The organism is Caballeronia sp. ATUFL_F1_KS4A (genome assembly GCF_023630905.1).
Classification (GTDB): Bacteria; Pseudomonadota; Gammaproteobacteria; order Burkholderiales; family Burkholderiaceae; genus Caballeronia; species Caballeronia zhejiangensis.
On the sequence record NZ_JALQEB010000039.1, the window covers coordinates 276,545 to 298,432 of the forward strand.

16 protein-coding genes and 1 pseudogene are annotated in these 21,888 nt (G+C 62.2%); 10 read left to right on the top strand and 7 right to left on the bottom strand.

Annotated elements, in window-relative coordinates:
- Positions 1-8 precede the first annotated feature (8 nt).
- From hflC to NCS03_RS26715, 5 genes are all read left to right on the top strand, one after another.
- Positions 9-1,064, top strand: coding sequence for a protease modulator HflC (gene hflC / locus NCS03_RS26695; RefSeq protein WP_250530155.1), 1,056 nt, complete (start codon positions 9-11; stop codon positions 1,062-1,064).
- Positions 1,061-2,191 (top strand): SPFH domain-containing protein, encoded by a 1,131-nt coding sequence (locus NCS03_RS26700; protein ID WP_250530156.1) that lies wholly within the window; start codon positions 1,061-1,063, stop codon positions 2,189-2,191. Before hflC ends, NCS03_RS26700 begins: the two co-directional genes overlap by 4 nt.
- Positions 2,188-4,197, top strand: a complete 2,010-nt coding sequence (locus NCS03_RS26705; protein WP_250530157.1) for a heavy metal translocating P-type ATPase — start codon at positions 2,188-2,190, stop codon at positions 4,195-4,197. Before NCS03_RS26700 ends, NCS03_RS26705 begins: the two co-directional genes overlap by 4 nt.
- Positions 4,198-4,273: 76 nt before the next feature.
- Positions 4,274-6,250, top strand: a complete 1,977-nt coding sequence (locus NCS03_RS26710) for an alkyl/aryl-sulfatase (protein WP_250530158.1) — start codon at positions 4,274-4,276, stop codon at positions 6,248-6,250.
- A 63-nt stretch (positions 6,251-6,313) separates the two neighbouring features.
- Entirely contained in the window at positions 6,314-7,078 is a 765-nt protein-coding gene (locus tag NCS03_RS26715) for a bestrophin-like domain (RefSeq protein ID WP_250530219.1), read from the top strand.
- A 17-nt stretch (positions 7,079-7,095) separates the two neighbouring features.
- Here the strand turns inward: NCS03_RS26715 and NCS03_RS26720 are convergent, their stop codons facing one another.
- The gene (locus NCS03_RS26720; RefSeq protein WP_250530159.1) at positions 7,096-9,162 is read right to left on the bottom strand and encodes a sensor histidine kinase; all 2,067 of its coding nucleotides are present in this window, start codon (positions 9,160-9,162) and stop codon (positions 7,096-7,098) included.
- Positions 9,163-9,375: 213 nt separating this feature from the next.
- Positions 9,376-10,020, bottom strand: coding sequence for a hypothetical protein (locus NCS03_RS26725; protein WP_250530160.1), 645 nt, complete (start codon positions 10,018-10,020; stop codon positions 9,376-9,378).
- Between the two features lie 157 nt (positions 10,021-10,177).
- On the opposite strand from NCS03_RS26725, the gene NCS03_RS26730 reads away from it, so the two are divergent.
- Both NCS03_RS26730 and NCS03_RS26735 read left to right on the top strand, forming a co-directional pair.
- Positions 10,178-13,114, top strand: coding sequence for a Tn3 family transposase (locus tag NCS03_RS26730; RefSeq protein WP_250530161.1), 2,937 nt, complete (start codon positions 10,178-10,180; stop codon positions 13,112-13,114).
- A 250-nt stretch (positions 13,115-13,364) separates the two neighbouring features.
- Positions 13,365-13,736 (top strand): annotated as a pseudogene (locus NCS03_RS26735) (FUSC family protein); the annotation flags it as partial.
- Here the strand turns inward: NCS03_RS26735 and NCS03_RS26740 are convergent.
- From NCS03_RS26740 to NCS03_RS26760, 5 genes are all read right to left on the bottom strand, one after another.
- Entirely contained in the window at positions 13,733-14,689 is a 957-nt protein-coding gene (locus tag NCS03_RS26740; protein WP_250530163.1) for a LysR family transcriptional regulator, read from the bottom strand. The pseudogene NCS03_RS26735 and the gene NCS03_RS26740 sit on opposite strands and share 4 nt — an antisense overlap.
- A gap of 351 nt (positions 14,690-15,040) precedes the next feature.
- Positions 15,041-16,021, bottom strand: coding sequence for a glycosyltransferase family 2 protein (locus tag NCS03_RS26745; protein ID WP_250530164.1), 981 nt, complete (start codon positions 16,019-16,021; stop codon positions 15,041-15,043).
- Between the two features lie 221 nt (positions 16,022-16,242).
- Positions 16,243-17,514: a TRAP transporter large permease gene (locus NCS03_RS26750; RefSeq protein WP_008346639.1), complete on the bottom strand. Its 1,272-nt coding sequence runs from the start codon at positions 17,512-17,514 to the stop codon at positions 16,243-16,245.
- A 10-nt stretch (positions 17,515-17,524) separates the two neighbouring features.
- The gene (locus NCS03_RS26755) at positions 17,525-18,058 is read right to left on the bottom strand and encodes a TRAP transporter small permease (protein ID WP_250530165.1); all 534 of its coding nucleotides are present in this window, start codon (positions 18,056-18,058) and stop codon (positions 17,525-17,527) included.
- A 53-nt stretch (positions 18,059-18,111) separates the two neighbouring features.
- Positions 18,112-19,146, bottom strand: a complete 1,035-nt coding sequence (locus tag NCS03_RS26760) for a TRAP transporter substrate-binding protein (RefSeq protein ID WP_008346643.1) — start codon at positions 19,144-19,146, stop codon at positions 18,112-18,114.
- Positions 19,147-19,473: 327 nt separating this feature from the next.
- Here NCS03_RS26760 and NCS03_RS26765 point away from each other — a divergent pair, with 327 nt between their 5' ends.
- The 3 genes from NCS03_RS26765 to NCS03_RS26775 are packed head-to-tail and all read left to right on the top strand — an operon-like array spanning position 19,474 to position 21,876.
- Complete coding sequence (locus NCS03_RS26765) at positions 19,474-19,899, top strand: MaoC family dehydratase (RefSeq protein WP_033535795.1); 426 nt, start codon at positions 19,474-19,476, stop codon at positions 19,897-19,899.
- 4 nt (positions 19,900-19,903) lie between these two features.
- Positions 19,904-20,716 carry an enoyl-CoA hydratase/isomerase family protein gene (locus tag NCS03_RS26770; protein WP_250530166.1) on the top strand — a complete coding sequence of 271 codons (813 nt, stop codon included), beginning with the start codon at positions 19,904-19,906 and terminating at the stop codon, positions 20,714-20,716.
- Positions 20,713-21,876 carry an acyl-CoA dehydrogenase family protein gene (locus NCS03_RS26775; protein WP_175981674.1) on the top strand — a complete coding sequence of 388 codons (1,164 nt, stop codon included), beginning with the start codon at positions 20,713-20,715 and terminating at the stop codon, positions 21,874-21,876. The genes NCS03_RS26770 and NCS03_RS26775 overlap by 4 nt, the downstream gene beginning before the upstream one ends.
- Positions 21,877-21,888: the final 12 nt, after the last annotated feature.

Sequence of the window (21,888 nt, forward strand, 5' to 3'; positions counted from 1 at the left end):
AGCGAATCTTGAGCGCTTCACATAGTCATTCGCACGGACATGGCGGCGGGCACGCTCACCACCATCATCATCACGGTGACGCACCCGCGGCGGGCGGAGGCCGTGGCTTCGCGTGGCGCGTGGTGCTCGCGCTCCTGTGTGTCGCTATCGCCGCGCTGGTGGCGAGCGGTGTGCAGGTTCACGAGGGCGAAGCCGCGGTCGTCACGCGCTTCGGCGAGCCTGTGCGCGTGGTGCTCGATCCGGGTCTCGCGTGGCGTCTGCCTGCGCCCATCGAGGTTATAGTGCCAGTCGACCTGCGTCTGCACACGACATCGAGCGGACTGCAGGACGTCGGCACCCGCGACGGTCTGCGCATTCTCGTGCAGGCGTATGTCGCCTGGCGCGTGCCGGCCGATACCGCCGACGTGAGCCGCTTCGTGCGCGCCGTGCGCAACGAGCCCGATGAGGCGGCGCGCCAGATTCGCTCGCTCGTCGGATCGGCATTGCAGACCACCACGTCCGGCTTCGATCTCGCCGCGCTCGTCAACACCGATCCGTCCCAAGTGAGGCTCGCGGCCTTCGAAGACGATCTGCGCCGCCAGGTCGACGCCCAGCTCTACGCGACCTATGGCGTGCATGCGGTGCAAGTGGGCATCGAGCGCCTGACGCTGCCCGCCGCGACGCTTGCCGCCACCGTCGAGCGCATGCGCGCAGAACGCGAGACCGTGGCCGCGCAGCGCACCGCCGAGGGCAAGCGCGAAGCCGCGCAGATTCGCTCCGACGCGGATCGCGACGCGCGCATCGCGGTCGCCGACGCGAGCGCGAAGGCAGCGCAGATCGAGGCGCAGTCGCGCCGCGACGCCGCGGCGATCTACGGCAAGAGCTACGCGGACGATCCTCAGCTTTATACGATGCTGCGCTCGCTCGACACGCTCGCGGGCGTCGTCAACGCCAACACGAGCCTGATCCTGCGCGCCGACGCCGCGCCGTTCCGCGCCCTTGTGCAAGGCCCGGCAGGACTCGACACCGCCGACGCCGCCGCGCACGCCGGCGTCCAGGCCGCGCGCGCGCGCCGCACGCCATGAGCAGCGCCGCGCTCGCTTCGCGACATTCCGCCGCCGCTCAGGCCGCGCGCGCGGCCTGGTGGTTCGGGGTCGCGCTCGCCGTCGTCGCGGCGCTCGTCTGGAGTGGTTCCAATATTCAGCGCGTGCCGCCGGACAGTCAGGCGGCCGTCATGCGCTTCGGCAAGCTCGTGCGCGTCCAGCGTGCCGGGTTGTTGCTGGCGTGGCCCCGGCCATTCGAAACGGTGACGTTGCTGCCGGGCCCGGCGCGCGTGCTCGAACAGGTCATCGCCACGCTCGTGCGCGATCCGCGTGCGCGCGCGCTCGACCCGACGGCTGCGGCGCCGCCGGCGGACACGACGCTGCCGTTCAACGACATGTCGTCGTGGGGTTTTCATCCGGATGCGGCGACGGGCGCGGGCAGCACGCCGTTCTCCGATGCGCTCGCGGGCTCCGGCTACGTGCTCACGGGCGACGCCGCCGTCGTGCAGCTCGGCGCGACGCTCTACTACCGTGTGAGCTCGCCCATCGACTATGTGCTGCAGCGGCCGCTGCTTTCCGCTGCGCTCGATCGCATCACGGCGGCGGCCGTGGCGGAGGCGGGCGCCGCACGCGATCTCGATGCGATTCTCGTCGCCCGCCCCGAGTTGATCGCCGCCGATGCGCAGATGGCCGCGCGCCGCGAACGTCTGCGCGAGGACGTCGCGCGCGGGGTCGAGCGCCGCCTGCGCGCGCTGGATGCGGCCCATGCGGGACTCGGCGTCGAGGTCGCGCGCGTGGATGTGCAGGCGAACGTGCCCGCCGCCGCCGTCGATGCCTTCAATTCGGTGCTGAGCTCGCTGCAAACCGCCGAGCGCAATACAGCCGATGCGCGCACCGCGGCGGAGACGGCGCGCCAGGCGGCCCAGCAGCGCGCCGACCAGATCATTCAGGAAGCCGAGGCGAGCGCGACCGAGCGCGTGACGACGGCGCAGGCCGAAACGCAGACCATTCTGCAGCTCGAATCCGCGCTTCATTCGGACAGCGACCGCGGTTTGCTCGCGCGCGCCTATCGCGACCGCATTACGCAGATTCTTTCCAAAGCTGGACACGTCACGACGATCGATCCGTACGACACATCGAGTCTCGTACTTCCGGGGAAGGCACCTTGAGCACGCACGCAGAATCCATCGGTCATGCCGGTTTCACACACGATGCCAGCGAGGCGGCCGCGTCGATGCCGTCCACGACTGGAGTCTTGCCAGGCCTGGTGCTGGCGCCGGCCGAGCGCGGCGAGATCACGCGCCGCATCGCGCTCGCGCTCGCGGCGGGCGGCTTGCTGGCGCTGTCGCTTGCCTGGCGCTTCGTGCCGTCGCAAGGTTCGGCGGTCGCGAGCGTGCTCGCCGGTCTCGCTTCGCTGCTCGTCGCGGGGCCGGTGTTCTCGAATGCGTGGCACAGCCTGCGCGCCCCAAGCCTGCACGGTGTGACCGACCGGCTGATCGCCCTGGCGATGCTCGCCGCGTGGGCCACCGGCGATATGACGACGGCGGCGCTGCTGCCCATCGTGATGACCTTCGGCCATGCGCTCGAAGAGCGCAGCGTGCTCGGCTCGCAAGAGGCGATCCGCGCGCTCGCCCGGCTCGCCGCCACGCGCGCGCGCCGCATCAGAAAGGATGGATCGGTCGAGGACGTGCCCACGGAGGCGCTCGCACGCGGCGATCTGCTCGAAGTGCCGGCCGGCGCGCGTATTCCCGCCGACGGCATCGTGAAGAGCGGGCGCTCCGCCGTCGACAACAGTCCGATCACCGGCGAGTCGCTGCCGCAGGACGTCGCCGCCGACATGCCCGTCTACGGCGGCGCGATGAATCTCGACGGCGCGCTGCGCATCGAGGTCACGCACGTGGGCGAACAGTCGACGCTCGGGCGCATCGTCGAGTTGCTGGCGCACGCGGAGCGCGTCAAGCCGCCAGTCACCGAAGCGCTGGAGCGCTACATGGGCGGCTATCTCGCGCTCGTGCTGTTGGTCGCCGCGCTGGTCTGGTTCGTGAGCGCGGATGCTTCGACGATGCTGGCCGTGATCGTCGCGGCATGCCCGTGCGCGCTGGTGCTCGCCGCGCCCGCCACGGCCATCGCCGGCATTGCGCTCGGCGCGCGTCACGGCCTGCTCCTGCGCAACGCGGCGTTTCTCGACCGCGTCGCCGATCTCGACTCGCTCGTCATCGACAAGACCGGCACGCTCACGCACGGCGAGCTGCGCGTGGTGAAGGTCGCGCTCGAGCCGGGCGCGGACGAGGCGCGGGTGCTGGCGCTGGCCGCGACTCTCTGCTCGGGCAGCGCGCATCCGGTTAGCCGCGCGGTGCAGCGCCACGCGCTCGAGCGCGGTTATCGCGCAGCGAATCAGGAAGCGGTGCGCGAGCTGCGCGGGCGCGGCGTGATGGCCGACACCGCGCAGGGGCGTGCCGTGCTCGGCCGCGAAAGCCTGCTGCGCGACTACGCGCCGGTGCTGGGCGCGCCTCTGGCGCATCACGACGGTCCGCTCGCCGGCCTCGTGCTGGAGGGGCGCGTGCTCGCCTGGTTCGCATTCGCCGACACGCTTCGGCCCGAAGCGTCGGCCACGCTCGCCGAGTTGCGCGCGCTCGGCTTCGTGCATCAGACCTTGCTGACCGGCGACCGCGAAGGCGTCGCGCGCGAGGTTGCGAAGCAGGTCGGCATCGATCGCGTGATCTCGGGCGCGCTGCCGCAAGACAAGCTCGCCTTCGTCGAAGCGGAGCTCGCGGCCGGCCGCCATCCGCTCGTGGTCGGGGACGGTGTAAACGATGTCCTCGCCATCAAGGCGGGCGCGACGAGCGTGGCGATCGGCGGGCGTGGCGTCGATATCGCCGTGGCGTCGGCCGATGTCGTGCTGCTCGGCGACGATCTGCGCCGGCTTGCCGCGTGCGTGAAGCTCGGCCGGCGCTGCCGCCGCACCGCCGCGGTCAATGCGGCGATCGGCGTGGCATGGACCGCCGCGATCATCGCAGTCGCGGCGTTCGGCGTGCTGGGCGCGGTGTGGATCGCCGTGCTGCACAACATCGGCACGTTCGTCGTGCTTGCAAACGCGGGAAGACTGCTGCGCGTAGCCGAGCCAGGCTTCGCTCAGGAGCCCGCGCGCGACGAGACACAGCGGAATGTCGTCTGAGATTCATGCAGCAATGCAATATGGATGACGAAACCAAAGCAACGTTGAAAAGTAGCCACCACCAAGTGAGGATGCCATGAAAGCTCGCTTTCTTTTCCCGCTCGTCGCTGTCCCGCTGTGCGTCGGCGCGACGCTCGCTGCCGAAGCCACCAAGGACGCCACGCCCGCCACGCAGCAGGCCAACGCGGACCTTCTCAAGACGCTGCCGATGAGCGACCGGCAGGACTATGAGGATGCCAAGCGCGGCTTCATCGCGACGCTGCCCGACATCAATATCAAAACACCCGACGGCAAGGTGGTCTGGACGCTCAACGGCTATCAGTTCCTGCAGGCACAGGACGCGCCACCTTCGGTCAATCCGAGCCTGTATCGCAACTCGCAGTTGAACATGAACAATGGTTTGTTCAAAGTCACCGACGGGATCTACCAGATTCGTGGCTTCGACCTATCCAACATGACGATCGTCGAAAGCAACAACGGGATCATCGTGATCGATCCGCTCATCTCGACCGAGGTTGCGAAGGCGGGTCTCGACCTCTATTACCAGCACCGGCCGAAGAAGCCCGTTGTTGCTGTCATCTACACCCATAGCCACGTGGATCATTATGGTGGAGTCAAGGGCGTGGTGAACGAAGCCGACGTGAAAGCCGGCAAGGTGAAGATCTTCGCGCCGGAAGGCTTTCTCGAAGAGGCCGTGAGCGAAAACGTGTTCGCTGGCAATGCGATGAGCCGTCGCGCGATCTATATGTATGGTTCGCTGCTGCCACGGAGCGCACAGGGACAGGTGGACGGGGGGCTCGGCAAGACGACTTCGAACGGTACGGTAACGCTGATACCACCCACCGACATCATCACAAAGACCGGCGAGAAGCGCACCATCGATGGCCTCGACGTGGTGTTCCAGATGGCGCCCGGTACCGAGGCGCCGGCGGAAATGCTGTTCTACTTCCCCAAGTACCACGCGCTGTGCGCGGCGGAAGACGCCACGCATACGCTACACAATCTCTATACCCTGCGCGGTGCGCAAGTGCGCGACGCCAACAAGTGGTGGCAGGCGCTTAACACCACCATCGACATGTTTGGATCCCAAACGCAGATCGTGTTCGCTTCCCACCATTGGCCAATGTGGGACAACGCCCGCATCAATGATTACCTCTCGAAGCAACGTGATACCTACAAATACGTTCACGACCAATCGCTGCGCCTACTCAACATGGGATACACGATGGACGAGATCGGCGACATGGTGAAGCTGCCACCCAGCCTCGACAAGGAGTGGTACAACCATGGCTACTACGGCACGGTCGTGCATGATGCGAAGGCGGTCTATCAGCGCTATATGGGCTGGTACAGCGGCAATCCGGCCGACCTGCATCCGCTGCCGCCGGTGGATACCGCCAAGCGCACGATGGATTTCATGGGCGGCGTGCCGGCCGTCATGAAAAAAGCGCAGGATGCTTATTCGAAGGGCGATTACCGGTGGGTGGCGCAGGTCATGAACATGGCGGTGTACGCGGAGCCTGACAACCAGGATGCCAAGAACCTCGAGGCGGATGCGCTGGAGCAGCTTGGATACCAATCCGAGGCCGGACCGTGGCGCGATGTCTACCTGATGGGCGCGTATGAGCTGCGAAACGGCATCCCGAAAGTCCCTGCCGTGCAGACCGCGAGCCCGGACACGATTCGCGCCATGACGCCTGAGATGGCTCTGGAATTCCTCTCGATGCATATCGACGGCGCCAAAGCCGATGGTAAAAAGATATCCGTCAATTGGATCTTTCCGGATATCAAGAAGCAATACTCGGTGCGTCTCGAGAACTCTGTTTTGGTCTACAACGAAGGCAAGCAGATGCAAAACGCCGACGTGACCTTGACCTTGCCGAAGTCGAGCCTCGACAACATCATGTTGCACCAAACGAATCTCGACAAAGAGGTGGAGGCGGGCCGCGCGAAAGTGGATGGCGATCGCGGCAAGATCTCGGAGCTGCTGTCGTTGACCGATACCTTCAATCCGCTGTTCCCGATCGTGACGCCACGCCCGCCCGCGCAATGAGGCTTGATCTGGCGCGCAGCGCAGGCGGCGCGCCAGATGGTCTTTCAAGAGACGGAGATCAACGTGGCGAGCTTTGTCAATCACCCGGCTGTCCTGTTCGTCGTGCTGCTCGTAGTGTTCATCGCGTGTGTCGTGTTCGGCGCACTCGTCCTCAAACGAATCGTCATCTTGCCCACAGAAGAGCGGGACGACTTTACGCTGGTTCAGACATCCACCCTGACCTTGCTCGCGCTCCTGGTTGGATTCAGCCTGTCGATGGCGGTCGGTCGTTACGATCTGCGAAAAACGCTGGAAGAGAGCGAAGCGAACGCCATCGGCACCGAGTACGCGCGGGCGGACCTGGTCGATGCCCAGACGGGGAGTGCGATGAAAGCCGCGCTGGCTCGCTACGCCCGGTTGCGACAGATCGAATTCCAGACCCGCGACAAAGACGAACTCGCGCGGATCGACAAGGAAATAGCCGATCTTCAAGCGCAATTGTGGCGCCTCGCCGTCCGCGTGGCGAACGACAAGCCGAATCCAATCGGCGCGCTGGTCGTGAACGGGATGAACGATGTTCTGAACTCTCAAGATTACTCGGAGGCTGCTCGAATCAATCACATCCCGGTCGGCGTATGGGTGCTGATGATCGCAATCGCGATGTTCGGCTGTACGGTGCAGGGCTACGGAGTCAAGGGAAAACTGCGCAGGGGATTTCTGGTAATCGTCTTGCCCACGACGATGGCCCTGTCGCTGGCTCTAATAGCGGACATCGACAGTCCGCGCGGAGGCCTCATTCGGATACAGCCACAGAACCTGACCAGGCTCATTCTCTCACTGGGGAAATGATGTGCGGCGCATTTCGGTCAGAGTTCATGACCCGGCGCTCGCCCACGCAAAGCCGTCCACGCATGCACAGAGTTTTCCGTCCGCACTGCGGGGAGCCATAGTGTGAAAACACTGCCTCCCTTTGACCGTGGGGCCGCCGTGACCTTGCCGCCATGGGTTTCGACGATTGTCTGCACGATGGACAGTCCAAGGCCCATTCCATTCGACTTGGTGGTGTAGAAGGATTCGAAGACCTTCTTCGCATCTTTCGGAACGCCATGTCCTCGATCGGCCATGGTCAGTTCGACGCCATCCCGCATTTCCCTCGTGGCGATGCTGATCTGTCGAATCTCGGGCTCGACGCCGTCCATTGCATCCATCGCGTTCATCGCGAGATTCAAAAGCACTTGTTGTAGCTGGATGCGGTCGCCAATGATCGGAGCGCAACCCGCGCTCAGGTTCGCGGTGATCGAAACACCGCGGCGCCTGCTTTCTGGCGCAAGAAGCGCGAGGGTTTCGTCGATAACACCGTTGAGATCGAGCTGCGTGAATTCAACGGGCTGGCGTTGTAACAACGCGCGCAAGCGCTGGACGACCTGACTCGCGCGCACTGCGTCGCGCCGTATGTCGGCGAGGATGTGCTGGAGTTCCCCGACCTCAGGCTCGCGCTGGTCGAGCACCATCCCGGCTGCATCGGCATTGCTCAGAATGGCGCCGAGTGGTTGACCCACCTCGTGCGCGATGGACGCGCTCAGTTCTCCGGCGGACGCGAAACGTGCCGCGCGGGCAAGTTCACTTGCTCTGAGCCCGGCGGCTTCTTCAGCGATATGTCTTCTGCGGCGGTGCCAGAGCAGGCAGGCGATGGTGACTGCCTGCAGCATCAAGACCGCGACTGCGACGAGGACGGTCCAGCGATACTGATTCCAGAGTGATTGAGGCACGTTGATCTGCTCACACTGACTGGGGATCAGAGCGGCGGAGACCTTGAGCCGGTCGAGCTGCGCCCGATCCACCGTACAGCGGGACGGCTCTTTGGGAAGAGTTGCGCCATCGGCCTTCGTCTTTCCCTGCAGGATCGACGCGGCGAGTTCGCCGGCTCGTCGACCATTGGTCTCATAGTCTATTACTGCGCCGCCTGCGAGGCCGTGGCCAAGATAGGTCGGATACCATCCGTAGATCGGAACCGGCGACGCCTGGGTCATCGGCGCGACCGGCTCGAATGGAAAGTATGTGCGGGCATCGCGATCACGGTACATCGTCGTATAGATGACCGCCGTATTCTGGTCGAGCTTCGCGAGCCGCTTCTGTAGCTCGGGCAGCGTCAGCCCAACCCATTCGTCGATGGTCCACTGCCGCGAAGGTCGAGCGCGCGCAGCTTGCCTGGCAAGTTCCGACGTGAAGCGATCGAAATTACTCGTGCCGGAGATCACCACCAGCCGCCGGGCTTGCGGCTGTAAAGCTTCGGCCAAAGCGATCGTGCCGCTGACGTCGAAGTGCCACGGCAAATAGGCGAAGTCGGGTGGAATGTTGGGCATCCGGCTTTCGTCGATGCTCGTGATGAGGACGGGAACGTTCGGCCAGATTTCATCGTGATACCGTTTCGTGAATTCGAGCGAAAAGTCCGCAATCCCGATGACGATATCGACGTGATTGCGTTCGTACTTCTTTTTCATCAACGCGAGAAACTCAGGGACCAGTTCCGTGTTGTCGAAGCGCAATTGGTCGAGCGAATCCGTAAAAAATTCGACCCCGTTTGGTGCAACGGCGGTCAACGCACTGCGAATGGCTCGAATCTGTAGTGCGACCGCGGGCTGCGTGGGATCCGCGCCGGGAAGGATGACGACACGCCAGCGCTCCGCGCCGAATGTAGAGATCGAGATTAGAAAAAGCGCCATCCCGAGCCATTGCCTCGTGCGCACCCAAGTTGATTTCATTTTTGGACAAGAACCATTCGTTCGTTTTCGGAAGCGCTCAGATTCGCTGCGCGTTAGCAATATCACAAATCCGTGGTCATGATTCTGGCTGACGCGGAGGCTGGACCATCGTTCAAGAAAGACGCTGCTGCGAAACGCCAGGCGAGCAACTCCATCGATGCGTCGAACCATGGTCGGTGCAGACTAATAATTTGACATAAGGAAAGTTAACGATCTTTTGTTTGTACTCCTAAACGCATGTCTCGAACGCTTAGTTGGAGCCCGAGTCCGACGAACACAGCTTCAATCATCGTGGGTGTCGGGCTTGTGCTGCACAATCACCGAAAGCATCGCCGGTAAGATGCCAGTCCCGCAAGTGGCGATCTGTATCCTAGAACGCGCTTGCTACTGCAGGCGCACCACGCTTGACAGCGGCGACTGCCGGCCGCTCGACGCGAACCGTTCCAGGCGCTCGCGCGCGTCCACGTGCACGTAGCGCGGCGCGCGCTCAAGCTGACTGTCTGCCTCGCGAAGGATGGCCTCGAACAGTGGCGCATCGTCGGGTTCGAGCCGCCAAACCCGTTCGCGTTCGGCCCGCTGCAGGCAGCGTTCGAGGGCCGCTTCGGCGTGCGCATACACGACGACATCAGTGTCACCGTAGCCCGCGTCCTGAACGTAATACGTTAAGTACACGAGCCGAACGAGCTCATTGATCAGATAAGCGCTCCCGGCTTTTCCCTTGCAAGCCGCCCACGTCAGATGTTGAGCCAACGAGAGTTCACGCGCCGCAGTCGCCTGCATCGGCAGAAGCATCGCTTTGCTGAGCGGGCCGCGTGCTTTCCTGGCAGAAGACCGGACGGATTTTCGATTCGCGTGGCGCGTAGACATCTGAACAAACGATCGGACGGTTATGACTGGTACGGCAATCAGTGTAGCAGAAGCCTCACGCACAATTTCTCGAGCGTGGACGTTGGTTGAGTTGCTTTGCGGGGTGCCTGCAGCGCGCCGTCGATCATCCGCCCCGTCGAGCGCCAACAATACGACTGCCATCCGCGGCTGAGGTCTGTATCCGCATCGGCCGACACCGCGTTCTGGCACCATCCTTAGTCGCTGGTTCCGCAGTACCACCATCCCGGTTTCTACTGTGGCGCGCCCAATTTTGCGTCGTTACGCTTGGCTGCTCTCAGCATCAAATGCGGAGCTTCCGGTGGACCACTGGCGAATGGCATATCTCGGGGTTCGACAGGTTCCGCGCGAGTTGAGCGAATTCGAACTCAATACGTTTTTCACGTTTTCCAGAAGCGAACTGGCTCGCATCGATTCGCGGCGCACCCATCTGTACCGGTTAGCCATCGCGCTGCACGTCGGCTTCCTACGGATGACTGGGCGTCCGCTCGACTCGTACAAGCAGATCCCACCTGTTCTCTGGCGACACCTCGGCCAACAACTCGGCGTACTGCCGCCCGAGGTCGGGACGCTGCGATCGCTCTACGATGGCACCTTCAAAACGTTGTCCGACCATCAGAGCTTCGCTCGGACCGTCATAAATTTTCGAGCCCTCGCCGAGCATCAGCGGCGATATGTTATTCGCTGGCTCAAGGAACAGCTCACGGGGCGCCCGGAGCGCGGCCAGTTGATGAACGACTTGAAGCGGTGGTTTTACGAACACCGGATCGTGATACCACCTGATCGGACGTTGAGACAGTTCATCGTCCAGGCCGTGCATGACATCGAGGACTCGCTGCGCGAGACCCTTGAGCGCGCGTTCGGCACGGACAAGTTGGCGAGCTGGGCACGTCTCCTGGCCCAGCCGCATGGAGATCATACAAGCTTGCAGCGTTGGCTGTGGGCGGTCCCGCTGCGCGGTTCGACCCACCAGATGAGTGAAGTCCTCGACAAGATTAATCTGCTTACGATGCATGGCGTTGCCGACAACTGGCCGGTCGAATGCAACGACGCCATCGTCCGCCACTATGCACGTCGTTGCGCAAATCGGCCGCCATCGATCAGCAAAAGAATCGAGCCGCGTGGCCGAAGGCTGGAAGCAGCTTGTTTCATGCGCTATGCCCTGTGTACGGCGACCGACCAGGTGCTCACGATGCTTCGCCGTTGGGTGCTGAAAATGGTCCGCGATACGTCGCGTGAAGTCGACGCCGCGCGCGTCGCCGCAGCCGATCAGCTTTACGAATTTGCCCTCGCCGTCAAAGCACTCGCGAACGATGAATCGTTGTCGCGTGAAGAGCTTGGCAGCGAGCTTTGCATTCTGGCAGATCAAGTTCTGGACCCACGCACACCCAGCCGGCGCAGCCAGATCCGCCAGTGCCTGCTCCGAAAACGACCCCACGCGCGCAACCTGCTGATGCGCGTCGTTCAGCTGCCTTTCGAGACGGAAGACACGCATCCGGTGCTTGATGCGATCGTCCTGCTGAGGGCTCTCTACCGGCGTCACGCCTACCTGCTGCCTGACGGCGTGAGTATCCGCCTTGGCCGCGCCTGGCGCGAAGCGATAGATGGTTATGACCGGCTTAAGGCGATGGTGGCATTTGAGTGGGCCACGCTATTTGCGTTACGCGTCGCGCTACGGAATGGCACGATTTTTATCCGGCATAGTTTCTCGTTCCGCAGTCAAACCGATATGCTGATTCCGGCCGAAGACTGGAAGCTCAAGCGCAATCATCTGTATGGCCATCTCGGACTGCCTCAAGACGCGAAAGAGTTTCTTGCCCCGGTCTTGGCGCACCTCGATCAACGTCTCAAATTGCTAGATGAAGCCGTTGCCCAGGGTGAGGTCCGGGTCGATACGGCCATACATCTCGATCCGCTGATCGCGCAGCCCGCAGATCTCGAGGCAGACCGCCTTCGACGGACAATCTTCGAAGCTCATCCACCGGGTCAACTGCCCGAGATAATTCTTGAGGTCGACAGCGCCACACGCTTCAGTTGGACCTTGCTGGGACGCGAACCACGATCACGCATTGAGTTGCTGATGACCTACTCGGCAGTATTGGCACATGGAACATCGCTATCGGCAGCGGAGATTTCGAGAATGGTCCCGGAAGTGTCGCCTGCCGCCATTCGCCAGATGATGAAACGACTTGAGGACGAAAGAATGCTACGGCGGGCCGCCGATGCTGTCCTCGAGTTCATGCATGAGCATCCTATTGCCGCTCACTGGGGTCGTGCAGACCTCGCATCTTCCGACATGATGTCGCTCGAGACGACGCGGGCAGTCTGGCAGGCCCGGGCCGACCCGCGGCGCCGCACGGCATCCATCGGTATCTACACGCACGTACTTGATCGCTGGGGCGTCTTTTACGACCAACCCATCGTGTTGAATGAGCGTCAGGCGGGTGCCGCGATCGAAGGCGTCGTTCGACAGAGTGCCACCAGGGACATCGCTCTAATCGCAGTCGATACGCACGGGTACACGGATTTTGCGATGGGGGTCGCTCGGGCGTTAGGGTTCGATCTATGCCCTCGCCTTTCACATCTCCGTGACCGTCGCATTCACGTTCCGCGCAACTATGAGGTGCCGGCACAACTTTCTCCGATCACCGACCGCGATGTCAAACTCGATCTCATTGCAGACGTCTGGGACGAGTTCGTCAGGATCGTCGCCTCTATTCGCTCAGGAAAATGCACAGCAGTTGATGCCCTCACGCGCTTCGGCTCAGCAGCCAGAGGCCAGGCTGTGTACGACGGTGGTGTTCAAATCGGACGGCTTTTCAGAAGCATCTTTTTGATCGACTACTTCACCAACACGGCCTTCAGATCAGAGCTACAACATGTGTTAAATCGAGGAGAAGCCGTGCATAACGTCCAGCGCGCGATTCATATCGGCAGAATTCCAATCGAGTTAGCGAGACGCAAGGAATCACTCGAAGCAGTATCGTCGGCGTTGACACTGCTGTCGAACATCCTGATGGCGTGGAACACCACGCACATGCAAACTGCCCTTGAGAACATCGAGGCGGCTAGAGGGCAGCCGCTGGAGACTGAACAGTTACGACGGATCGCCCCAACTCATCTTGACGGCATCAACTTGCGCGGAACCTTTAACTTTCCGGTCGCACGTTATGCAAAGCGAATACTTCCTAGTCTGAGAAGTGACCTTACGGACCTCCCGGCGAGTCGACAAGCTTGAAGCGAATTTGGACACGCGACCTTGCCGATGGTCGCTCCAGTTCGAACGTTGAAGATCCCCCATTTCGCAACTCGCTCGCGCCCGTGCGACCGCGCGACCTTTTCGAATCCCTGCATGGCTCGCGGGCGAGCGGTAACTTATCAGGAGGGAGACAGCATGTCCTTGATTTGGAATGTATTTTAATAAGGGCCGGACGGAAAACCGTTGTCGCACCTAGACCGGCCTAACCGGAAGGTCGCACGAAAATCAAGACCACCCCTATCGTCAAGCGCTTTCGTGGATTCTGGTCGTGCTGGAACTGGGGCACGCATCCATCGAATTTCGCACCGATAGTCGCGATGTCGATGCGGTTCGCATGGTGGCTGCGGACTGGCGCGCATCGACGGAAGAGACGATGCGGCGTTTGATGCAACTTCTCGATACGCCGTCGCACAACACGCGCGACGCGAGCCTTCGCGCGATCGACAGCCAGATTGAAGTCGCGATGCACGGCATCGAAGCGATGCGTGGCGCGGACCACGAGATCCTGCGCATGCGCAGCTTGCTCGCGCGGCTGCATTTCATGCGTAGCGTGCTGATGGATGTCGATTCGCCCTTTTTACGTAGTTATACGCAGGCCTAAGCAATAGCAAAGCGATCGACGGTCGAGGCGAGACCCGCTGCGGAATGCGGCGCTGCGTCGAAGCGGTTCTGAAATGAGGATGCGAGCAACTCGACGAAGGTTCTGGTCTTCGCATCGATATGCTGTCGCGACGGATAGACCGCATATACGCACGCCGTTCGCAGCGCGTGATCGGGAAAGACCCGCACGAGTCGCCCGGACGCGATGTCGTCGGCGACGACGTAGTGCGGCATCGCACCGACGCCGGCGCCCGCGAGCAGGGCGGCGCGCATTGCTTGTGCATCGTTCACCATGATCTGACTGTCGTTTTCGGCTCTGCTGCCTGAGTCCGTGGCGAATTCCGAGTGCCAGTCGCACGGGTGTCCGAAAGGCGCGCTGATGCGCGTGCGCGCGTGCGTCGACAAATCGCCGAGGGATTCCACCGCGTGACGCCTGAGATAGCCGGGCGCGGCGACGAGCACACGCTCGAAGCGCCCGACGATCCTGTACGCGTTGCCCGAATCGGGGAGCGCCGCCGCCGCCAGCACCGAGACGTCGAACTGTTGGTGCACGAGATCCGGCATGCCCGGCAGCAACTTCAGATCGACACTCACCTGCGGATGCGCGCGCCGGTATTCCACCACGGCCGACATCAACTGCGCGAGACCCAGGTCCGGCGAAGCATGCACGCGCAGGCGTCCACGCGGGACGGTGGCGGCGTCGCTTGCCTCGGCTTCGGCGCTGTCGATCTGAGCGAGGATCTCCTTGCACTTCTGGTAGTAACGTTCGCCGCTATCGGTGAGGGACACGCGGCGGGTGGTGCGCTGCAAGAGCCGCGTGCGCAAGCTGTCTTCGAGCGAAACGACCGCGCGTGAGACGATTCCGACGCTGCAATCCATGCTTTTCGCGACGCCGCTGAAACTGCCGGTCTCGGCGACGCGCGAGAACACACGCATGCTGAAGAGCTTGTCCATGTCGGCTTTGTCTCCGGGCTGAAATTCAGGCGCGCTCCTGCCGCGCGATGGACTCACGATACGTTCGCAACGCGCTCGACGCCATCAGTCGTGGATACAGTCAGGTCATCCTTGCGTATAGGGTGAAGACAGATCAACTTGAACTCGAAACGCTGCAGGTGTGGCATATGTACTTTGCTCAAGGACGACATTTGAACTTGGGACCTACAATACAAAGCACGATAATAAAGCTTATGTAAAGTCAGTTAGAAAGGCGGCAGACGAAAGCTGCCGCACACACCGCCGAGGCGCCATGAAGAAAACCGGGATGAGCAGCGACGCTCGCACGGCCCTGCGAGATCGATCCGCCGCCTAGTGCCCGAATCGTCGCACGAAACGATAGAAGATCCACGGATGAATCTTCAGCATCGCCATGACCAGCGACAGCTTCGGCCGATGGTCCGAAACCATGCCGAGCAAGTGCCTGAGACGAAGCCTCTGCGCGACGCTATCCAGAATAGGCTCGGCTGACCGATACGTCGGCGCCTTGATCGCTGCCTGAAACGCGATGGTCCGAAAGCCATAGACATATTTCAGCCTGAAGAAAAGCTTCCGGTAATTTCTTATCGGCATGGACGCCGTGCTCTTCTCTACCCGATCCATGATCGCAAAGATGTCAATGATCTTCGGATTGAATCGTGTCGAGATGCCCGATTCGCGATACATGTACGAATACAAGGTATCGGGCATGAGACGAACGACGCTGGCTTTACCGAGCGTCTGGACCGAAACACAAATATCCTCGTAGATCAGCCCCGTCGGATGCTCGATCGCGAGGAAGATCGAGCGGCGTACTAACTTGTTGAAGCAATACGCCTGCAACGTCAAGTCGAGAATTTTCTCTACGGCTTCAACACCGCTCATGACGGTATCGCCGGCTTCGACGCGATAATTGATCTTGCCGTCCGGGCTAATATTCTCGGCGGCAAAAATTACGATATCCGCATTGAGCTTCTCCGCTTCTTCGGCGACCCGGCGTATGAGATCGTGATGAACGTGGTCATCGCTGTCCACGCAGAGCACATATTCGCCGCTCGCGGCGAGTGCCGCAATCCTGCGAGTCTCTGCGAGCCCCTTGTTTTCAGCGTTTTTGATGAACTTCCAGCGAACTCTGCTTTGCTGTTCGAGGATGCGTAAGGTCATTTCCCCGGAGCGGTCAGGACTGCTGTCGTCGACGGCGATGATTTCGAAATCGGTGGAAGTCTGCGACAGTAGTGAGTCGAGGCATTCTTCGATATACGGCTCGACTTTGTACACGGGCACCAGCACACTGATTTTCGGCGGTTCTGACATGAAGTTTCGTCCCTATAACTGCACGTGAGTGCTTTATTCAGGAAAACGACTAGTGCCAGAGGAGTTTACCCGATGAGCGGCGTGAATGTGCGGCTTTGGGCGAAGACAGATCGGAGGCTCGAACGTCTCACGTGCCGAGAAGTCGCCTGCACCACGCGCGCGCATGATGTGAAAAAGGGCGCTTTCGCGCCCTTCTTATCCGATGAAGGGCAAATGCCCGCTTACTTCGCCCCCAGCAAATGCGGCAGAAACTGCGGGATATGCGGGAAGAAGATGATCAGCAGCAGGTCGATCACCAGCGCGAAGATGAAGGGAAGAATCGCGCGTGTCGCCTTCTCTACCGACACGCCGCCGATCGAAGCCGCCGTGAAGAGACAGAAACCTATCGGCGGCAGATTGATGCCGATGGCCGAGTTGATCAGCACGATCACGCCGAATACGACCGGATCGATGTGCATCTGCACGACGAGCGGCAGGAACACAGGAATCACGACGGCAATGCTCGAGATCGTTTCCAGCACGGTATGCGCGGCGATGAGAAACAGGTTGATGAGGATCAGCAGCACGATCGCGCTCGTGGTGATCGCGAGAAAACTATTCGCGACGTGCAGCGGAATCTGCGCTTCGATCAGATAGCGCCCAAGCACGAACGCGAGCCCGAGCAGGAACGAGACACGCGTGGTGTTCACTGAAGTTCGCACCAGAATGTCCTTGAAATGCGAGAGCTTCAGCGTCCGAAAGATAAACGCGCTCACCAGCGTCACATAGACGGCCGCGACCACGCCCGCCTCCACCGGCGTGAAGATGCCGCCGAGGATGCCGCCCAGAATGATGACCGGCGTGAGCAGCGCCCAGAACGCTTCGCGGAAGGTCGTCCACAGCTTGCGCCCATCGAACGGCTCGACGGCGCTGTAGCCCTTCTTCACCGCGGTCACGTAATTGACGATCATGAACGACGCGACCACCAGCAGCATCGGAATGATGCCGGCGATGAACATCGTGCCGACCGACACGTTGGCCGTATAGGCATAGACGAGCATGCTCATCGACACGGGCGAGAGCAGCCCGAGCGAGCCCGCCGCCGATTGCAGCGCCACCGCGAACGCGCGGTTATAGCCCTTCTTCACCATGCCGGGAATCATCACCGAGCCGATGGCTGCCGTGTCGGCCGTCGCCGAGCCGGAAAGGTCCGCGAAGAACATGCTCGCAACGATCGTCACCTGACCGATGCCGCCGCGCATGAAGCCCACCAGTGCCTGCGAAAATTCGATGATGCGCTTCGACACGCCGCCCGAATCCATGATCGCGCCCGTCAGCATGAAGAACGGAATGGCGAGCAGGCCGACGTTGTTGAGGTTCGAAAAAAGCTGCTGCGGAATCACGAGCAGCGACGTGCCGTTGATCGACAGCGCGAGCGTCGCCGCAATGCCGATGCAGATGGCCACCGGCACGCCGAGCCCGAGCAGCCCTGCTCCAAATGCGATTGCCCACATGATGTTTTTCCTAGAGATGTTCGGACACGCCCTCGACGAGCGTGGCGTCGGTCTGCGTCTGCGGCGCAAGATGCGAGACCCCGATCCGCACCAGCGAATGAAACGCGAGCAGCGCGCCGCACACCGGAATCGAGAGATACGGATAGACCATCGAGATCGGAATCGACGCGGCGGTTTCGGTGCCCATCAGCGCGAGCATGTCCGTGCCGTACAGGACGAACACCGCGCCGAGCGCAAGGATCGCGCAGTCGGTGAAGTCCTTGAGCAGCGGCGCGAACGCAGCCGGCACGCGATCGGCCAGCACGCGCACTTCCGGATGCGCGCGCAGCTTCACGCCGGCCGCGGCGCCGAGGCACGTCAGCCACACGAACAGATACGCCGACACCTCGTCGGACCACGACAGCGAATCGTGCAGCACGAAGCGGAAGATCACCCCGAGCCCCGCGACGATCACCGCCCCGAGCAAAAGGCAGCTACAGACGAACAGATTGATCTTCAGCACGATGCCGTCAACGAACATCAAGCCGCGCGCGAGCTTTTCCATGCGTGTCGCCTCCCGTGGTGCCTGGGTTGTGCGGTGGCCGTCGTTCGCATCCGTCATTTCGATGCGACCGCCGGCGCCTGCTTGGCCGAATTGATCTCCTGATACAGCGCCGGGCCGTCCGGAATCTTGCCGATCAGTTCGTCGCGCGCGGTCTTGGTCGCTTGCGCCCACGGCGCGGTATCGACCGTCGTGACCTGAATGCCCTTCGCTTTCATCGCGGCGATCGCGGCGTCGTATTCGCGCTTGTACTCCTTGAGATCGAAGTCCGCCGCGATCTTCGCCGAGTCCTGGAACGCCTTCTGATCGGCGGGCGAAAGCTTGTCCCACGCGCTCTTGCTCATCGCCAGCACGACCGGCAGATAGTTCACATGCGTCACGTAGAAGTGCTTGGCGACGTCGGAGAACTTGTCCTGAACGAACTGCTCGGGCGAAGTATCGGCGCCATCGACGAGACCTTGCGACAGCGCGAGAAACAACTGGTTGTAGGCGAGCGGCGTCGGATTCGCGCCGAGTGCCTTGTAGCCCGCGATATAGCCGGGGCTCTGCATCACGCGCACCTTGAGGTCCTTCATGTCCGCGAGCGACGTGACCGGACGTTTGGTCGTGAACAGGTTGCGTTCGCCGACCGCGAGCCACGTCAGGCCGATCATGTTCACCGGCTTCATCATGTCGAGATACTTGCGCCCGACCGGGCCTTGCAGCACGCCGTTCGCCTCGTCCATGCTGGAGAAGAGATACGGCATATCGAAGATCTGCCATTGCTTGATCGTGTTGTCGATCGGCGCCTGCGCGGAGATCATCAACTCCTGCGTACCGGTGCGCAGCGCCTGCGTCATCTGCACTTCGCCGCCGAGCTGCGATTGCGGGAACAGTTGAATCTCGATGTGACCGTGCGTGCGCGCGGCGACTTCCTTCGCGAACACCTGCGCGGTCAACTGATAGTGATTGTCCGGCGCCAGCGTGTGACCGAGCTTCATCACGACCTTGTCCTGCGCGCTCGCGCCAGACGACGCCGCCACGCACATCGCGGCGAGCGCCGCGCTCATCGCCATGCGCAGCATGCTCTGCGCTCTGAAAAGCGAACTCATGTTGTCTCCTTGCTCGATATGGATACCGCCCGGCGAGTGCGCCGCATCGTTCGGTGCGAGTGCCCGGTGCGAATGCGGAGCCGGCGGGTTGACGCAAGTATTTGTGATCGCGGCGAGGGTGCGTTAGGACCAGTCGTCGAATTTCTTGGACTTTTTTACGCTGCCCTTTCGCATCGCCGGGTCCGATGCAAAAAAGTCCAAAAGATCGCGCGAACCGTCCTACCGGTTGCCTGTAACGCGTCTTTAAAGTGACTTCCAAGCCGGCGATGCAACATCAGCACGCATCGTTCAGCGTTAACCCCAACTCATCCGAGAAGAAACATCGACATGGCCAAACGCCCTCATATGGATTGCTATGCAATCGGCGACACCGCCGATTTCGCCAAGACGGTCTCCGAATACGATATCTACGGCTTTGCCGGCATCGTCGGCGATTTCTACGCCGTGCATCTCAACGAGGAATACGCGAAGGGCACGCGCTTCGAAAAGCGCATCGCGCAGGGCTGCCTGTCGGTCGGCTTCCTTTCCACGGTGATGGGATACATGGCGGCGAAAGCGCCGAGCCCCGGCGCCGTATCGTATCGCTACGACATCACCTTTAACGCGCCGGTGTTCATCGGCGACACGGTGAGCGCGCGTCTCACGCTGGAAGAAAAGGATGAAGAGCGCAACGTGTGCATCTTCGCCGCCGACGTGACGCGCCAGGACGGCGTGGTCGTGGCATCGGGCAAGACCTATCTGAAAGTGCTGTGACGCCATGACGAACGACACGCTTCCCGTTCTCGCGTCGCAGCATGGCGCGCTGCGCCTCGTAACGCTCAATCGCGCCGACAAGCTCAACGCGTTCACGCCCGACATGCTCGCGGCGCTCGAAGCCGAAATCGCCGATGCGCTCGCCGACGACGCGACGCGCGTGATCGCGCTCACCGGCAGCGGCGCAAAGGCGTTCGCCGCGGGCAACGACATCGAGCGGCTCGTGTCGCTCGACGGCGTCTCGGCTTATCGCGACATGGTGGCCGGACAGCGCGCGCTGTTGCGTCTGCATGAAAGCGCGAAGCCGACCATCGCGATGGTCAACGGCTACGCGCTCGGCGGCGGCTTCGAACTGGCGCTCGCGTGCGACTTCATCGTGGCATCGAGCGAGGCGAGCTTCGCATTTCCCGAGATCACCCTGAACACCATGCCCGGCTGGGGCGGCACGCAACTCGCCGTCGCCAAGATGGGGCTCGCGTGCGCGAAACGCTTCGTGATGAGCGGCAGGCGCTTTTCCGCGCGCGAATGCGAGGCGTTCGGCTTCATCCACGAAATCGCCGCGCCCGCGAAACTGTTCGACGCCGTGCGCGCGCTGGCCGACACCCTCGCCTCCTACGATCCGTTCGCGGCCGAGATGGCGAAGCGCGCGCTGAATCGCGCGAGCGACATGCCCTTGTCCGCCGGACTCGACTTCGAGGCCGCGCAATACGCGGTGAATTTTTCGAGCGAAGGCGCGCGCGCGGGCCTGCGCCACTTCGTGGAACGCAAACGCGCACGCCGCGCCGCGCAAGCCGACACCGCACCGGTCACGCCATGACGACAACCTTCAATCAACCTCACTGGCTCGGCGAAGAGCACACGATGATGCGCGAGGCCGTGCGCCGTTTCGCCGAGAAGGAAATCGCACCGCAATCGGAGACGCTCTGGGAGCAGGAAGCGTTTCCCTACGCGATCTGGCGGCAGGCCGGCGAACTCGGCTTCACGGGCTTGCCGTATCCCGACGAATTCGGCGGCGGTGGCGGTGACTGGCTGTCGTTCGTGATCGTGCTCGAAGAACTCGCGCGCGTGGACTGCGCCGTCGCCAATGCGCTCATGGCGAACTCGACCGTCGCGAGCCTGTTGAACAACTACGGCACGCCGCAGCAGAAAGCGCGTTTCTTGCGCCCCATTCTCGACGGCACGCAGATCGGCGCGATCGGATTGTCCGAGCCCGACGCCGGTTCCGATGCGGCGAATATCGGCACGCGCGCGGTCTTCGACGGCGAACGCTGGATCATCGACGGTGCGAAGACGTTCATCAGCAATTCGGGTACGGAGATCGGCGGGCCGACCGTGATCGCGGCTGTCACCGGCACGCGACCCGACGGCCGTAAGGAGATCTCCAACTTCATCGTGCCGCAAGGAACGCCCGGCTATGGCAAGGGCAGAAAGCTGCGCAAGATCGGCTGGCGCGCATCGATCACGCACGAACTGTTCTTCGAGCAATGCGCTATTCCCGCCGATCAACTGCTGGGCGAACGCGGCGCGGGCTTGCGTCAGACGCTCGCGCAGATCAGCACGGGGCGCATTCTGATCGGCGCGCTCGCGCTCGGCATCCTGCAGGGCTCGCTGGATCGCTCGGTCGCGTACATGAAGGAGCGCCGCGCGTTCGGACGCGCGATCGCCGAGTTCCAGGCGCTGCAATTCAAGATCGCCGACATGGCGGCCGATGCGCACGCCGCGCGTCTGATGCTCTACGACGCCGCCGCGTCGAAAGATGCCGGCGCGCCCTTCGATGTGCAGGCGTCGCAAGCCAAGCTGTTCGCCACCGAGCACGCGATGAAAGCCGCGCATCAGGCATTGCAGATTCACGGCGGCTACGGCGTCATGGCCGAGTTTCCCGTCGCGCGCGCATTCGGCGATGCGAAGGTGCTGGAGATCGTCGAAGGCACGTCGGAAATACAACGCATGATCATCGCGCGCACGCTGCTCGCGTGATCGCGCGCTGAA

Excerpts from the sequence above, each read along its gene's own strand:
- NCS03_RS26700 (WP_250530156.1), top strand. The coding sequence starts at position 1,061 with ATGAGCAGCGCCGCGCTCGCTTCGCGACATTCCGCCGCCGCTCAGGCC.
- NCS03_RS26710 (WP_250530158.1), top strand. The coding sequence starts at position 4,274 with ATGAAAGCTCGCTTTCTTTTCCCGCTCGTCGCTGTCCCGCTGTGCGTC.
- NCS03_RS26720 (WP_250530159.1), bottom strand. The coding sequence starts at position 9,162 with ATGGTTCGACGCATCGATGGAGTTGCTCGCCTGGCGTTTCGCAGCAGC.
- NCS03_RS26725 (WP_250530160.1), bottom strand. The coding sequence starts at position 10,020 with ATGGCAGTCGTATTGTTGGCGCTCGACGGGGCGGATGATCGACGGCGC.
- NCS03_RS26740 (WP_250530163.1), bottom strand. The coding sequence starts at position 14,689 with ATGGACAAGCTCTTCAGCATGCGTGTGTTCTCGCGCGTCGCCGAGACC.
- NCS03_RS26745 (WP_250530164.1), bottom strand. The coding sequence starts at position 16,021 with ATGTCAGAACCGCCGAAAATCAGTGTGCTGGTGCCCGTGTACAAAGTC.
- NCS03_RS26750 (WP_008346639.1), bottom strand. The coding sequence starts at position 17,514 with ATGTGGGCAATCGCATTTGGAGCAGGGCTGCTCGGGCTCGGCGTGCCG.
- NCS03_RS26755 (WP_250530165.1), bottom strand. The coding sequence starts at position 18,058 with ATGGAAAAGCTCGCGCGCGGCTTGATGTTCGTTGACGGCATCGTGCTG.
- NCS03_RS26760 (WP_008346643.1), bottom strand. The coding sequence starts at position 19,146 with ATGAGTTCGCTTTTCAGAGCGCAGAGCATGCTGCGCATGGCGATGAGC.
- NCS03_RS26765 (WP_033535795.1), top strand. The coding sequence starts at position 19,474 with ATGGCCAAACGCCCTCATATGGATTGCTATGCAATCGGCGACACCGCC.
- NCS03_RS26770 (WP_250530166.1), top strand. The coding sequence starts at position 19,904 with ATGACGAACGACACGCTTCCCGTTCTCGCGTCGCAGCATGGCGCGCTG.
- NCS03_RS26775 (WP_175981674.1), top strand. The coding sequence starts at position 20,713 with ATGACGACAACCTTCAATCAACCTCACTGGCTCGGCGAAGAGCACACG.